The following is a 13,099-nucleotide window of genomic DNA, read 5'->3' as shown; positions in this document are numbered from 1 at the left end:
GCGCCGCCGGGGAGGAGCACGTCAGTGTCGAGCGACGCTTCGGGGATCCTGCGCGGCTCGGGCTACCCCGGCCGCAATGCCTACGCCGAGCTGCTCCGCGACACGCGCGGCCTGAGGCGCGAGCAGCAGCAGGCCCGCGAGGCGTGGTTCGCGCGCCTCGCGGCCGACAAGAAGGACGAGACGCTCTTCGAGCTCGAGATCCTGCTCAAGGGCGTCGCCTGCTTCGCGAACCCGCGCAACCACCCCGGCGCCGGCCGGCGCCAGACCATCGTCAGCCACGACTTCCGCGAGCACCTCCAGCACGCGCGCGACGGCATGGCGCGCGTCGTCCAGCTGACGCGCGCCATGCTCGGCGACCGCGATCGCGCCTTCGTCTTCCAGCGCTACCTCGAGACGGTGCTGCCGGAGGACACCGCGCGCACGCGGCTCCTGCACGCGACGATGGCGCAGGAGTCGCCCGAGTCCAGCCTCTTCGTGCTGCGGCACGGCTTCACGAACCTCATCGAGGTCGCGGGCGGGCTGCTCCGGCTGCCGCGGGTCAACTTCAGGCTCTTCTACGCCCACCTCGCCACGGCGATGCGCGAGATCGCGCAGAGCACGTTCTTCAACCCGCTCCACGCGCTCGAGTTTCGCCCGGAGTTCGATCGCATCGCGTCCACGCAGGTGCTCGAGCTGATCCACCGCGTGCCCGGCGAGCAGGCGCACCGCCTCGTGGCGCTCACGTTCCTCGCGCTGTTCCGGATGCTCCGGTACCTGCGGCTGCTCGACGCGATCGCGCTCGATCACTCGGATCACCGCGTCGCCGGGCGCGGGTACCTCGTGCTCGCGGTCCTGCGCAGCGACGCCCGCGCGCTCTCGAACTACCTCCGGCGCCGCGCGGGCGCGCTGCTCGCGGACAGCTTCGAGCGCGATCTCCTGCGCGTGCCGGCGAGCGACGTCGTCGCGCGTCACGACGAGCTCGCCGCCGAGGGGCACCGCCTGCTCTCCACGAAGGCCGCCCTGACCGGGCTCGCGGCGAACCTGCGGCTCGAGATGCGCCGCGCCTTCGAGCACGATCTCCCGCCCGCCGACGCGCTGGTGAGCGAGTCCGAGTACCGCGTCCGCCTCCGCGCCGTCGCGCACGGCCTCCGCCCCGCGCTGCAGAACGCGATCCTGTTCCTCGGCAGGTCGCTCGGCGCGAAGCTCGAGGAGGGCCGCGTCTTCGACGACCAGGCGGCGCGGCGGGCGACGAGCGATCGCCTCCGGCGCGACGTGTGGATGTTCGCCCAGATCGCCCGCGCGTTCGCGAGCAAGGCGCGCACCACCGGACCGGCGCCCGATCGGTGGACGGGCATCGCGAGCTTCGCGTTCGTCCGCGAGTTCCTCTCGTACTTCCGGGCGATGGGCTACCCGCTGCTCCGGGTGGGCGACTACCCCCGCGTCGACGCGTTCGTCTCGGCGATGACGGCGCTCGAGGAGAGCGATCTGCTCGATCCCCAGCGGCTCGACGCCGCCATCCGCGAGTGCGAGGCGTTCTCCGAGTTCCTGGTGAAGCTCTTCGAGCAGATCTCGAAGCGCGAGGACCTCGTCGGCGTCCCGTTCGACCGCAAGGGCGCCGCGCGCGCCCTCCGGCTCTACCTGGGCGAGCGCGCCTGATCGTTCGGGCGCGCGCCTGACGACCGCCCGGCGAGCGCCCTCGACGCCGCGCCACCGCGCGCTCTCGGCGAGCGCCCCCGGCGCGCCGCGCCGCCGCTCCACCCCCGGGTGCCCGTCCGCCGCCTGCGGCGCCGGCAGGCCTCTCCGCCCGCCGCGCCGGCCGGGATGCACGCGCGCCGCTCCAGCGCCGCGCCGCGTGGCGCGGCAGCGAGCCGCGCGTCGCGCCGATGCCGGTCGCCGCGGCCCTGGGCGGCGGCGCCGTCGCGGGGACCTCGTCCACCCGCGCGCCCGGCCTGGCTCAGCGCGCCGTCGCTGCGGCGTCCTCACCCCCCGGACGTCTTAGTCGTCGGATTGTCTCGTCGCGGCCGGCAGGCCCGCTCGCGGCGCCTCGAGCTGTAGAGAAACGCGAGGCGCGCCTTCTGCGCCTTATTCCGACTCGTCGGACGGCCCGGTGCTCGCGGGGGCCGGGGCCGGCGTGCTCTTGCGCGCGCCGCGGGCGCTCCCGCCCTTGGCCGGAGCGCGCTTCGCGGCGGCGCGTCCACCCCGGGGCGCGGCCGCCTTCTTCGGCGCGGCGGCGCGCTTGCCGGCCGCCTTCGCCTTGCGCTTCGGAGCGGCCTTCTTGGCGGCGGGCTTCTTGGCGGCCGCGCGCTTCGGGGTCTTCTTGGCGGCGGCGCGCTTCGGGGCGGCCTTCTTCGCTGCCTTCCGCGCCGGCTTCTTCGCGACCTTCCCGGCCTTCGCGGCGGCCGGCTTCTTGGCCGACTTCGTCACCTTCTTCGCAGGCTTCTTCGCGGTCTTCTTAGCAGCCATTGGAAATCCTCCTGCATTTGCCCCGGCGCGGCGGACATCGCCCAACGTCCTCGCCGCTACGAACTCCTGACCGAGGCAACAGATGTTGCACGACGTATATTGCCACGCATGGTGATGGTCAAGGAAAATCTTGCAGGCCCTAAACCGATGTATCCCATGTGTTCCAGGCAAACTGGTCCGCAAGCGTTGCGAGGGTAAACGCCGGATCAGGCCGTGGCGAAAACAACCAGACCGCACTGGACAACGGATTTTCGTTGACAATCGCTCGAATGTCTGTCTTGGCCCTCCGTGCTCCTCCCTGGCGATCGCGCGCCCGCGCGGCGCGGCGAACGGCGCCGGAGAGCTCATGGTCGCATGGAGCACCAGCGTTGCGCAGGCTCTAGAGAGCCTTGTGCGGCGCCATTCGCCTCGCTACGGTCGCGCCGCCGGCGCGGCGCCCCTCATGGCCGAGCGCCGCGCGGCTCTAGGAGGAAAGGTATGTTGGTTCGTCGCTCGACGTCGTGGTTGCTCCTGGGTGCAACGCTCCTCGCCGGCTCTGGGCCGCTCGGGTGCGGCTACTCGGAGGAGGAGATGCAGGCGAAGGTCCGCGAGATCGAGGGCCTGAAGACCCAGCTGAGCGCCGAGCAGGCGCAGAACAAGAAAGCCAAGAGCGAGCTCGACGAGGCGGCGGCCCGGATCGAGCAGCTCAAGTCCCAGCTCAAGGCCGCGGGCGTCGACATCTCCAACCTGAACGCGAACCTCGAGCAGCAGGCCCGGGCGCTCGAGGACTTCCGCCGCCGCGCCCAGCAGCTCGAGGACATCAAGAAGCGCTTCGAGGTCCTGCGGGAGAAGCTCCAGGCCCTCACGAAGCTCGGGCTCAACGTGACCGTCCGCAACAACCGGATGGTCATCCAGCTGCCCGGCGACGTCCTCTTCGACTCCGGCCGGGAGACGCTCAAGAAGGAGGGCCAGGACATCCTGCTCAAGGTGGCCGAGGTCATCCGCAACGACGCCGGGCTGTCGTCGCGCTCCTTCCAGGTCGCCGGGCACACGGACAACGCCCCGCTCGCCGGCGGTCGCTTCAAGGACAACTGGGGGCTCAGCGTCATGCGCGCCCGCGAGGTGCTGGCGTTCCTGCTCCAGCCCCAGGACAAGGGCGGCGGCGGCCTCAAGCCCGAGAAGTGGAGCGCCTCCGGCTACGGGGACACCGACCCGGTGAAGCCGAACGACACCCCGGAGAACAAGCAGGCCAACCGGCGCTGCGAGCTCGTGGTGCTGCCGAACGTCGAGGAGATGCTCGACCTGAAGACGCTCACCCAGTGAGGTCTCCGGCATGAGCGTCGCGGCCATCGACATCGGGACCAACTCGGTCCTCCTTCTCATCGCCGAGCGCCGCGGGGGTGAGCTCGTGGCGCTCGTCGAGCGCGCGACCATCACCCGGCTCGGCCAGGGGGTCGACGCGGCGCGCGCGCTCGCGCCCGAGGCCGTCGCGCGGACGCTCGCCTGCCTCGCCCGTTACGGCGAGGAGCTCAGGTCCCTGGGGGTGGAGCGCGTGGACGCCGTCGGGACCAGCGCGATGCGCGACGCCGCCGGCGGCGAGGAGTTCATCGCCCGCGCCCGCGAGCTCATCGGCGTGGCGCCCCGCGTGATCTCCGGGCCGGAGGAGGCGGAGCTCACGTACGCCGGCGCGCTGACGGGGCTCGACCTGCCGGCCGAGGGCCCCAGGGTCGTGTTCGACGTGGGCGGAGGCAGTACGGAGATCATCGTCGGCGGCATCGGTGGCGCGGTGGAGCGGGCGGTGAGCCTCGACGTCGGGAGCGTCCGGCTGACCGAGCGCCACATCCGCGCGGATCCGCCGGCCGCGGAGGAGCTCGAGGCGGTCCGCGCGGACGCCCGGGCCGCGCTGGCGACGGTCCCGTCCGTGCCCCCGCTCGCGGCGCCCACCCTGGTCGGCGTCGCGGGGACGGTGACGACCCTCGCCGCGCTCGTCCGCGGCGTCGCGCCGTACGACGGCGCCCGCGTGCACGGCGCGCGACTCTCCGGGGCGGAGATCGTGGCCACCACCTCCCGGCTCGCCGCCCTGCCGCTCGCCGAGCGCAGGCAGCTGCCCGCGCTGGATCCGGCGCGCGCCGACGTCATCGTGGCGGGCAGCGTGCTCATCGAGGAGATCCTGGCGTGGGCCTCGCGGCTCGCCGGAGCGCCCGTGGATCTCGTCGCCTCGGATCGCGGCGTCCGTTGGGGACTGGCCGAGCGGCTCTGCGCCGCCTGAGCCCCCCGGTGCGTTCAAGGTACGGACGGTCACAGCGGTAGGTACCGTTGTGGCTGCCAGATTTTTCGACCCATCCCACCCCGGTCAGGTCCGCCACCTCTCCCGGAGACGCCCGCTCTGCCCTAGACTAGGGGGCGTGAGCCAGCGTGCATCCACGCGGATGCCCCCATCGGTGCACACTGTGACCCCGCCGGATCCCGAGAGAAAAACCAGAATGATCACGCCACGATGGGGCATCTTCGGGGATTTTCGTTGACGTATTTAGGCCGGCTCACTAGAGTGCGCGCGCCTGGCGCAAACTGGCCCTTGTTCGAGAGGGCCGTTCCCCCAACTTCAATCCCTTCCGCCCGGAACCGTCCGCTTCTACCGCCGCTGCTCAAGATTCCACTGTGCACGCCGGAGCACCGACCTCTCGAAGGTCATGGCGGTGGTGCTCGCGCGTCTGCTTCTCGCACAGCGGTCTCGAGAGCGGCTCACGGCTCTTTTCTAGGAATGCGCGACGGTGTCTGTCGGTTCTGCGGGTCCAGGTTCAACCGCATGTTCAACGGCCGCTTCCCGAAGAGGATTTCGGGAGGCAGACGAAAAAATAAAGAGACGGCGGGGTGGAAGGCAAAGGAGACGATATGCAGGCTCGTTCGGAGATCCAGTTCAAGGTGGGCGACAAAGCCGTCTACCCGGCCCAAGGCGTTGCCGAGGTTGTCAACATCGAGGAGAAGGACATCGCTGGGAATCGCCAGCGATTCTACGTTCTCCGCATCTTGGACACGGATCGCAAAATCATGGTCCCTGTCAGCAACGCGAGCGCGGTCGGCCTTCGCCAGGTCATCTCTGAACAGGAAATCCGGGAAATCTTCGACATTCTCCGCGAGCGCACGATCGCGTTCGACAATCAGACCTGGAACCGCCGCTACCGCGGTTTCATGGACAAGATCAAGACCGGGTCGATTTACGACGTCGCGGAGGTGCTCCGCGACCTCTACCGCCTGAAGACGGACAAGCAACTCTCGTTCGGTGAGCGCCGCATGCTCGACACCGCCCGGACGCTGATCGTCAAGGAGATCGCGATCGCCCGGGGTCAGACGGAAGAGCAGGTGAAGACCGAGATCGAGGCGATCTTTCTCGCCAACTGAGGCGAACCCTCATGGCTAGCGGCCATGTGGCCGCTGCCGATGGAGGCCGGCACTGCCGGCCTCCGGGCTTTTGTGGGCCGGAAATCCCGCGCCCGGGGGCCGGGCAGCGCGCCGCGGCCCGCGCCGGCCCTGTCGGAGCGAGCGCGCTCAGAGATCGCTGCCCGGCCGCTTCTGGACGGGCGGGAGCGCGGGCAGCGCGAGATCGACGCGCCACCCTGCGTCCTCGTAGACGCAAGGGATCTGGGCGCGCTCGCCCGGGAGCAGGCCGGCGACGTCCACCAGGGCGTGGGCGCCGGCGATCTGGGCGACGTACCGCTGGGGCTCGAAGCGCAGGAGGAAGCGGGACGGCGTGATCATCGCCTCGGGCGCGATCGCCTTGCCCGTCGCCGCGCTGTAGCGCTGCGCGCGCGCGGCCAGGTTGTCCCGAGCGCGCCGGGACAGGAGCTCGAAGGCGGCCTTGGCGTCCGCCGGGTCGCCGTGGAGCTGCCGCAGGCGGGCGACGAGCTCCCGGACGGCGCCGTCGGGCGTGCCGTTCGGGGGCCGCCTGCTGCACCCGGCCGAGGCGAGCGCCGCGACCGAGAGCGCGACGGCCACGCCGGCCCGAACGAGGCGCGCGGCCGCCCCTCCGCCGCCGTGCCGTGCGTGCTGCCGGTGCGCGATCATCGGCCCCGTCCCTTAGAACGACGCCCCGCCGGCGTCCACCGCGCGCGCCGCCGCGCGGGGGTGAAGCCGCGCGCTCGCTGCGCCCCGCGGCGTCACCCCGGCGCGGCGCCCGCGAGCGCGCCCACCTGGCGGAGCGCCTCGTAGAGGACGATGGACACCGCGTTGGCCAGGTTGAGGGAACGCACGGGGCCCAGCGTGGGAATGCCGAACACGTCGTCGGGCATGCGGGCGAGGAGATCGGGATCGAGGCCCACGCTCTCCTTGCCGAAGACGAGGGCGTCGCCCGGCCGGAAGTCCGCGTCGAGGTAGCTCCGCTGCGCCACGGCGCTGAACAGGCGCAGCCGCGCGTTCGGGTGCCGGTGGCGAAAGTGGGCGATGTCAAGGTGCTGCTCGAGCGTGACCAGGTGCCAGTAGTCGAGCCCCGCGCGGCGGACGCTCCGCTCGTCGATGCGGAACCCCAGCCTCCCGAGCAGGTGCAAGGGGCTCTGCGTCGCAGCCGCGAGCCGCGCGATGTTGCCTGTGTTCTGCGGGATCTCGGGCTCCACCAGCACGATCCGGAACGGCGGATCGAGCGGCGCCGCGCGGAGCCGGGGGCGACCATCTTTCAGCACGCCCTCTCTTTCCGCGACGCGCCCGCGCGCCGCAAGCCCCGAGCGGAGGGATCGCGCGCGGCTAGGCTCGGCTCACCCTCACCCTCACCACCGCCGCCGCCTCGCCGGGTGCCGGCCCACGCGCCGCGCGCAAAACGCGATCGGAAGCGGCCGAGGCGCCTCTGTCCGCTTGACGGCTGTACGAGCGGACACGTAGCCTCCCGCCTCGGAGACACGGAATGCGCGCATCGTGCTGGATCGCATCGGCTATTGCCCTCGCGGGGGTGGCGTCGTCCTCGCTGGCGGCTGCAGACTCCATGGACCCGGCGCTCGCGCGGCTCGTGCGCGACCGGGCTTCGAGCGCCGGTGCCGCCGCGCCCTGCAGCGTCCGAGGGCCGGACGGCGGCGTCTATTACAACCCCGCGTCGGGCTACGAGCGCTGCCTGACCGACGACGCGGCGTTCGCGAAGCTCATCGCGCAGTACGGCTTCGCGGTGGCGCCCTCGGCGATGCACTCGGCGCGGACCACGGGCTACGGCGGGTTCGAGATCGGCATCGAGGCCGACTACACGAAGATTGACAGCGAGGCGGACTACTGGAAGCGCGGCACGCAGGGGCCGCCGGATCCGGCGAGCGGGCAGTCCTCGATCGAGAACCGGAGCCCGGACTCGTTCCTGCAGCACTATTCCCTCAAGGTGCGCAAGGGTTTTCCGTTCGGGTTCGAGCTGACCGGCGCCGTCGGGTTCCTCGCCAACACCAGCCTCGTGAGCGGCGGCGCCGACGTGCGCTGGGCGCTGTTCGAGGGGTTCCGCCGAGGGATCCCCGCGATCTTCCCGGAGTTCGCCGTCGGCGGCAGCGTCCGGACGGTCACCGGGACCGAGGAGTTCCAGCTGACGGTCGCCGGCTTCGACGCGCAGATCTCGAAGCCTCTGCCGATCGGCGGCACCGTGGTCATCACCCCGTACGCCGGCTACCAGTGGATCCACATCTTCGGCGACTCGGGGCTGATCGATCTCACCCCGAACACCGACGCCGTGAGCTACTGCAACTTCCGCGGGCTGAACTCGCCCGCGAACCCCGTGACGGGCTCGAACGGCGAGACGCTCCCGCACGACGGCCAGCCGGTGTGCGACGGCGGCTCCCAGGCCGACTTCAACAACACCGTCGTGTTCGACGCCGTGCGCATGACGCGCCACCGGCTCCACTTCGGCGCGCAGCTGCGGTTCCAGATGGTCAAGCTCGGCGCGCACTTCGTCACCGACGTCGTCAGCCCCGAGGACGCGAACCAGGGCTCGAAGCACGAGATCAACGGCGAGAACAAGTTCGCCGGGCTCGGGTCGCAGTGGACCCTGGCGCTCGATCTCGGCGCCGTGTTCTGAAGCGCGCCGCGCCGCGCCGGGACGCCCGGCGCGGCCGCAGCCCCTCAGCGCTTCGAGCTCAGATCGGGCAGCGCGTAGCCGAGCTCGGCGAGGAGCGCCCGGAACGCGCGATCCTCGTTCCGCGCCACGGTCAGGTGCTCCATGAACTTCTTGAAGTTGCCCTGCGCGGCCGCGTCGGCGGCGCGCTCGCTGTTCTCGAGCACGAGCAGGAGGTGGGGGTGCGCCTTGGAGACGGAGGCAGGGCACTCCATCTTGCTCGCCACCCGGGCGCGCGCCTCGGCGAGCGCGTGCACCACCATGATGAGCTCCTTGTCATGGGTGCGCGGCAGCAGCATGTCGCCTTCCCTGCGCGCCTCCTCGAGGAGCAGGCTCGCCCTGTCCAGGTAGCTCCCGGCCCAGGCCGGCAGCGCGACGAAGAGCGAGCAGAGCGCGAAGGTGAAGGCAAGAAACAGGTGACGGATCATCGGCTGGGTCCTCGGTCGTTCACGGATTGCTCGGAGGAGCTCCCGCCGGCTGGCGGGGCCCCCGCGCCCTCGGGCGCGCCGCCCGCGGCCTCGGCGGGCGCTCGTTCATCGGATGCGGCCCTGGGCTCCGGCGCGGCGCACGCCACCAGCGCGGCGCGCGCGGCCGCCTGCTCCGCGAGCTTCTTCGACCGGCCCCGGCCGGTGCCGATGACCTGGCCATCGACCTCCACGGCGACGAGGAACGCGCGGTCGTGGTCCGGCCCCTCCGTGCCCATCAGCCGGTAGCGCGGCGACGCCGCGCCGCGCGCCTGCACGCGCTCCTGCAGCTCGCTCTTCGCGTCGCGCCCGAGCATGCTGCCGCTCGCGAGCTGGGCGAGCGGGATCGCGACGATCTTCCGGCTCAGCGCGCGCGCGCTCTCGAAGCCGCGGTCGAGGTAGAGGGCCGCGACGAGCGCCTCGGCCGCGTCGGCGAGCACGTTCGTCTGGTCGCGCTCCCCGGCGACCTCCGCGCCGCGCCCGACCCGGAGCGCCGCGCCGAGCTCGATGCCACGCGCCCACGCCGCGAGCGCGTCGGTGTTGACAAGCGCCGAGCGCATCATCGAGAGCTCCCCCTCGCGCGCCCCCGGGAACCGCTCCATCAGGAGCTCCGTCACGCAGAGCCCGAGCACGGCGTCCCCCAGGAACTCGAGGCGCTGGTTGTCCACGCGCCGGCCGCCCCGCTGCTCGTTCGAGAAGCTCGGGTGCGTCAGCGCCTCCTCGAGGTGCGGCAGCTCGCCCTCCAGCCCCAGATCCAGACGTCGCAGCAGCTCGCTCGGGAGCATCGCCAGCACCTTGCCCACGCGCGGGGTCAGCCCGTGCTCAGGCGGTCGGTCAGCTCGGCCAGCTCCAGGTCGAGCGCCGTCAGACCGCCAGCGTCATGCGTAGACCACGCGACCCGCACCTTGCCCCACGACAGCTCGATGTCGGGGTGATGGTCGCGCCGCTCGGCCAGGAGGGCGACCCGCATCACGAAGCCCACGCTGGCCCCGTAATCCGGGAACGAGTAGCTCCGCTCGAGCCGCTCGCCCGCCTGCACCCAGCCCGGGTGAGCCGCGACGAACCCGGCGATCTCATCGCCCGAGAGCCGATCACGCTTGCCCATGGGGCGCAACTATGAGCTAAGCCCCGCCTCGGTGGAACCCCGAATGCGGACCTCGCCCCCGCGCGCCGTCCGCCGCTCGCCGCGCCGTCCGCCGCTCGCCGCGCGCTCGGCCGCTGTGCGCTATACCTCCCGCCGCGATGACCGGGCTTTACGCCTGCCCCTTCTGCCGGGAGATGTTCGAGGCGAGCGAGGCGCCCACCTGCCCCGCCTGCGGCCTCCGGCTGGAGGCGCTCTCGAAGCTCCCCCCCTCGTACGAGGCGCTCCATGAGGACCCCGACGCGCCGCTCCCGCCGCACATGGAGCCGCTCCCGTGGACCTACGCCGGGCGCGGCAGGGGGGCCCTGCTCGCGCTCGCGGTCCTCGGCCTCGCGGCGTTCTTCGCGCCGTGGGTCCACGAGACGGCCCCGGAGCTCCGCGACCTCAGCGGCTTCGGGCTCGCGCGCAGGCTCGGGTGGATCTGGGCCCCCGCGGTCGCGTTCTTCGTGATGATCCCGCTCGTGCTGACGCGGCGCTCGATCCACAAGATGCGCGGCGCCCGCGTGGCCGTCGCGTTCCTCGCCGCGGTCGCCCTCACCACCGTCGCGATGCGCCTGCTGTTCACGCCGGCCAGCACGCTGCTCCGTCCAGTCCGCTTCGCGTGGGGGTACGGGCTCTACGCGACCGGGGCGATCGCGCTCCTCGCGCTGGCGACCGCAGCGTTCTTCGGGGGAAGGATCGACGACCTCCCCACGGGACAGCGGCGGCGGGGCGACGAGGTGCTGCACTGAGCCCGCCGCGCGTGGCGCGTGGCGCAGGACAGGAAACGATGGCCGATCTCCGGCATCGTGACGCTCTCCGCTCCGAGCGCAGCGCCGATCCCGCGCCGCGAGGGTGCCGGTGAGGCCGGTGAGCATCGCGCTGCGGGCGCGCATGCGGAGGCGCGCCCGGCACGCGGACGGGAAACGCGGGAGGGAAGCGCGGCGGGAAGCGCGGTGGGAAGGACGACGACGAACGCGCCCGGGGGCGTCTCGGGTCGACAGGCCAGCTCGTGCGACGTAACCTTGGTGGGAGTGGCCTCCGTCCGCTCCTCGAAGGTGCGCAATGGCCAAGAAATCTGCCAGCGTACGCCGTGAGCTCTCGCGGGACGACGAGGTGTTCGACGTCCCCGCGGCGGTGCTCTGCGCGTGCTGCGGCCAGCCCGATTGCGCCGGGTGCGCCGCGGCGACCGACGAGGGCTCCGGGGTCGTCGCGATCATCCCCTGGGAGCGCACGATCGACGGGGTCTGGTCGCGGCTCTGGGCCACCTCGAAGGCGACCACGCTCGGGGCCGAGACGTTCTTCGCGGCGATCCCCGACGGCGCGATCTCGGCGGCCATGCGGTTCGCCCTGCTGGCGGAGACGCTCGCGATCCTCTCGATGATCGTCGCGCTCCTGCCCGTCGCCGCGCTGGCGCTGCCGGGCCTGACGCTGGAGCTCGCCCGGAACCCGGCCGCGCGCGAGAGCGCCCTCCAGTGGCTCGCGCTCGGCGTCCCGGGGCTCACCGTGTGGATGGTCCTCGCGCACGCCTTGCACGGCGCCGCGCTCGATCTCGGCGCGCGCCGCCAGGGAGCGCGGCCCGAGCGACGGCGCGCGATCCGCTTCGGGCTCTACGCGTGCGGCTGGGACCTCATGGCCGGCCCGCTCGGCGCGCTCGTCATGCTCGTCACCGGCGGCGTCAAGGGCGCCGAGCAGCTCCTCTCGGCCTCGCTCCGGGTGCCGGGCAGGGCCGCCACGGCGCTGCTCCTCGGGGTCTACGCGCTCCACCCCGGCGCGGCCGAGCGCGCCCGACGCGCCGGCAGCCTCGCCGCGCTCGCGCTCACCATCGCCTCCGGCCTCGCCGCCATCGCGCTCGCCGTCGCCCTCAGCTGACGCTCGCCCCCGATCGATCGCGGCGATCCGAAGGCGTAGGCGCCGCGCTCCGCGCCGGTCGCCGCGCTCCGCGCCCGGTCGCCGTGCGTCAGCGCATGTCGTTGCGCGGCACGGGCGATGGCGGGGGCGCGCCCGGGCGGCGGCTGCTCGCGAGGGTGCCCGGGCGCTTCAGCGGCTGCAGATCGCCCGTCGAGGTGACGTCGATGAGGTCGACGAGCTCGGGCGCATGGCCCGACACGTCCTGCGCCCGCAGGCGCTCGAGGAGCTGCTTCACCTGCGCCTCGGCCTTGCCGTGCGCGAGGATCTGGCGGATGGACGGCGCCTCCTGCTCCAGCGAGCGGCTCACGGGCCTCCGGCTCTGGCGCCGCCACAGCACGGCGAAGCGATCGCCCTCCGGCACCGGCTCGGGCACGAGCTCCGCGTCCTTCACCCGGGCGGCGGCCTGAAGGAGCCCCGGGGCGACCTTCAGCCCCGGCTCGGACGTGGCGCCGTCAGGCGCCACGAAGCCGAGATCGCCGCCGCGCATGCTGGTCGCCTTGTCGAGCGACCTCTCGCGCGCGATGTCCTTGAACCGCTGGGGCGACGGGTCTTTCTTGAGCTCCGCCAGGATCGCCTCGGCCTCCTCGCGCGTCGCGACCAGGATGCGCCAGAGCGCGACCATCGCCGGGGAGCTGAACTTGTCGCGGTGGGCCTCGTAGTAGGCGCGGACCTCCTCGTCCGTCACCGGGGAGCTCGCCGCCGCCTCCGCCTGGAGCCGCTGCAGCAGCGCGGCGCGCAGGACGCTGCGGACGCGATCCTGCACGTCGGCGCGCTCGGTGAGCTTCTGCGCGGCGGCCCCCTGGGCGAGCAGCTGCTCGCGCACGAGGACCTGGCTCACGAAGTTCTTCCGGATCTCCTCCGGCGTGCGCCCGAAGCTCTGGAGCTGGAACGGCGGGATCTGCGCGAGCCTGCGCTCGACCTCCGGCGCCGTGATCACCCGGTCGCCGACGCGCGCCACCACCGCGTCCGCCGCGCCGCCGGCCGGCGTCTGCGCCTCGGCGCGGAGCGACAGGCCGGTCGACGCCGCGCACACGGACGCCACGGCGGCCGCGGCGAGGGAGAGCTTCACCGTTCTCGCGCGCATCGGAGCGGGTTATCCCCGCGCGGGCGGGCAAG

Annotated in this window: 14 protein-coding genes; 7 read left to right on the top strand and 7 right to left on the bottom strand. The window is 72.6% G+C overall.

Features of this window, described 5'->3' with window-relative positions:
* Nucleotides 1-24: 24 nt before the first annotated feature.
* Nucleotides 25-1,635 (top strand): hypothetical protein, encoded by a 1,611-nt coding sequence (locus WME98_RS35000; RefSeq protein ID WP_437572564.1) that lies wholly within the window; start codon nucleotides 25-27, stop codon nucleotides 1,633-1,635.
* Nucleotides 1,636-2,061: 426 nt separating this feature from the next.
* On the opposite strand, the gene WME98_RS34995 is transcribed toward WME98_RS35000, so the two are convergent.
* Nucleotides 2,062-2,442, bottom strand: a complete 381-nt coding sequence (locus WME98_RS34995; RefSeq protein ID WP_020734121.1) for a hypothetical protein — start codon at nucleotides 2,440-2,442, stop codon at nucleotides 2,062-2,064.
* A gap of 477 nt (nucleotides 2,443-2,919) precedes the next feature.
* Between WME98_RS34995 and WME98_RS34990 the strand changes: the two genes are divergently transcribed.
* The 3 genes from WME98_RS34990 to WME98_RS34980 all read left to right on the top strand — a co-directional run bounded on the left by WME98_RS34990 (nucleotide 2,920) and on the right by WME98_RS34980 (nucleotide 5,820).
* On the top strand, nucleotides 2,920-3,744 hold the full coding sequence (locus WME98_RS34990; RefSeq protein WP_437319210.1) for an OmpA family protein: 825 nt from the start codon (nucleotides 2,920-2,922) through the stop codon (nucleotides 3,742-3,744).
* A gap of 10 nt (nucleotides 3,745-3,754) precedes the next feature.
* Nucleotides 3,755-4,690, top strand: coding sequence for a Ppx/GppA phosphatase family protein (locus tag WME98_RS34985; protein ID WP_437945996.1), 936 nt, complete (start codon nucleotides 3,755-3,757; stop codon nucleotides 4,688-4,690).
* A gap of 623 nt (nucleotides 4,691-5,313) precedes the next feature.
* On the top strand, nucleotides 5,314-5,820 hold the full coding sequence (locus WME98_RS34980; RefSeq protein WP_012234339.1) for a CarD family transcriptional regulator: 507 nt from the start codon (nucleotides 5,314-5,316) through the stop codon (nucleotides 5,818-5,820).
* 147 nt (nucleotides 5,821-5,967) lie between these two features.
* Here the strand turns inward: WME98_RS34980 and WME98_RS34975 are convergent, their stop codons facing one another.
* Complete coding sequence (locus WME98_RS34975) at nucleotides 5,968-6,483, bottom strand: hypothetical protein (protein WP_437939958.1); 516 nt, start codon at nucleotides 6,481-6,483, stop codon at nucleotides 5,968-5,970.
* Between the two features lie 92 nt (nucleotides 6,484-6,575).
* A complete protein-coding gene (locus tag WME98_RS34970; RefSeq protein ID WP_044987962.1) occupies nucleotides 6,576-7,094 on the bottom strand; it encodes a tRNA (cytidine(34)-2'-O)-methyltransferase in 519 nt (172 codons plus the stop codon).
* Nucleotides 7,095-7,390: 296 nt separating this feature from the next.
* Between WME98_RS34970 and WME98_RS34965 the strand changes: the two genes are divergently transcribed.
* Nucleotides 7,391-8,452, top strand: coding sequence for a hypothetical protein (locus WME98_RS34965; RefSeq protein WP_437945995.1), 1,062 nt, complete (start codon nucleotides 7,391-7,393; stop codon nucleotides 8,450-8,452).
* A 44-nt stretch (nucleotides 8,453-8,496) separates the two neighbouring features.
* On the opposite strand, the gene WME98_RS34960 is transcribed toward WME98_RS34965, so the two are convergent.
* Genes WME98_RS34960 through WME98_RS34950 form a run of 3 tightly spaced genes read right to left on the bottom strand, consistent with a single transcriptional unit; the run spans nucleotide 8,497 to nucleotide 10,057 of the window.
* Nucleotides 8,497-8,916, bottom strand: a complete 420-nt coding sequence (locus tag WME98_RS34960; protein WP_020734115.1) for a hypothetical protein — start codon at nucleotides 8,914-8,916, stop codon at nucleotides 8,497-8,499.
* On the bottom strand, nucleotides 8,913-9,737 hold the full coding sequence (gene rnc / locus WME98_RS34955) for a ribonuclease III (RefSeq protein WP_437945994.1): 825 nt from the start codon (nucleotides 9,735-9,737) through the stop codon (nucleotides 8,913-8,915). Before rnc ends, WME98_RS34960 begins: the two co-directional genes overlap by 4 nt.
* Before the next feature lie 26 nt (nucleotides 9,738-9,763).
* Nucleotides 9,764-10,057: a 4a-hydroxytetrahydrobiopterin dehydratase gene (locus WME98_RS34950; RefSeq protein ID WP_020734113.1), complete on the bottom strand. Its 294-nt coding sequence runs from the start codon at nucleotides 10,055-10,057 to the stop codon at nucleotides 9,764-9,766.
* A 137-nt stretch (nucleotides 10,058-10,194) separates the two neighbouring features.
* Between WME98_RS34950 and WME98_RS34945 the strand changes: the two genes are divergently transcribed.
* Complete coding sequence (locus WME98_RS34945; RefSeq protein ID WP_437945993.1) at nucleotides 10,195-10,824, top strand: hypothetical protein; 630 nt, start codon at nucleotides 10,195-10,197, stop codon at nucleotides 10,822-10,824.
* A gap of 313 nt (nucleotides 10,825-11,137) precedes the next feature.
* The gene (locus WME98_RS34940; RefSeq protein ID WP_437945992.1) at nucleotides 11,138-11,944 is read left to right on the top strand and encodes a hypothetical protein; all 807 of its coding nucleotides are present in this window, start codon (nucleotides 11,138-11,140) and stop codon (nucleotides 11,942-11,944) included.
* Nucleotides 11,945-12,032: 88 nt separating this feature from the next.
* Here WME98_RS34940 and WME98_RS34935 read toward each other — a convergent pair whose 3' ends face one another.
* The gene (locus WME98_RS34935) at nucleotides 12,033-13,067 is read right to left on the bottom strand and encodes a peptidyl-prolyl cis-trans isomerase (protein ID WP_437945991.1); all 1,035 of its coding nucleotides are present in this window, start codon (nucleotides 13,065-13,067) and stop codon (nucleotides 12,033-12,035) included.
* Nucleotides 13,068-13,099 lie beyond the last annotated feature (32 nt).

The sequence above is a fragment of the Sorangium sp. So ce296 genome, assembly GCF_051529605.1.
Taxonomy (GTDB): domain Bacteria; phylum Myxococcota_A; class Polyangia; order Polyangiales; family Polyangiaceae; genus Sorangium; species Sorangium cellulosum_D.
This window is presented reverse-complemented; position numbering and strand designations above follow the sequence as displayed.

Excerpts from the sequence above, each read along its gene's own strand:
- WME98_RS34940 (WP_437945992.1), top strand. The coding sequence starts at position 11,138 with ATGGCCAAGAAATCTGCCAGCGTACGCCGTGAGCTCTCGCGGGACGAC.
- WME98_RS34945 (WP_437945993.1), top strand. The coding sequence starts at position 10,195 with ATGACCGGGCTTTACGCCTGCCCCTTCTGCCGGGAGATGTTCGAGGCG.
- rnc (WP_437945994.1), bottom strand. The coding sequence starts at position 9,737 with ATGCTCCCGAGCGAGCTGCTGCGACGTCTGGATCTGGGGCTGGAGGGC.
- WME98_RS34995 (WP_020734121.1), bottom strand. The coding sequence starts at position 2,442 with ATGGCTGCTAAGAAGACCGCGAAGAAGCCTGCGAAGAAGGTGACGAAG.
- WME98_RS34985 (WP_437945996.1), top strand. The coding sequence starts at position 3,755 with ATGAGCGTCGCGGCCATCGACATCGGGACCAACTCGGTCCTCCTTCTC.
- WME98_RS34990 (WP_437319210.1), top strand. The coding sequence starts at position 2,920 with ATGTTGGTTCGTCGCTCGACGTCGTGGTTGCTCCTGGGTGCAACGCTC.
- WME98_RS34980 (WP_012234339.1), top strand. The coding sequence starts at position 5,314 with ATGCAGGCTCGTTCGGAGATCCAGTTCAAGGTGGGCGACAAAGCCGTC.
- WME98_RS34935 (WP_437945991.1), bottom strand. The coding sequence starts at position 13,067 with ATGCGCGCGAGAACGGTGAAGCTCTCCCTCGCCGCGGCCGCCGTGGCG.
- WME98_RS34950 (WP_020734113.1), bottom strand. The coding sequence starts at position 10,057 with ATGGGCAAGCGTGATCGGCTCTCGGGCGATGAGATCGCCGGGTTCGTC.
- WME98_RS34960 (WP_020734115.1), bottom strand. The coding sequence starts at position 8,916 with ATGATCCGTCACCTGTTTCTTGCCTTCACCTTCGCGCTCTGCTCGCTC.
- WME98_RS34965 (WP_437945995.1), top strand. The coding sequence starts at position 7,391 with ATGGACCCGGCGCTCGCGCGGCTCGTGCGCGACCGGGCTTCGAGCGCC.
- WME98_RS34975 (WP_437939958.1), bottom strand. The coding sequence starts at position 6,483 with ATGATCGCGCACCGGCAGCACGCACGGCACGGCGGCGGAGGGGCGGCC.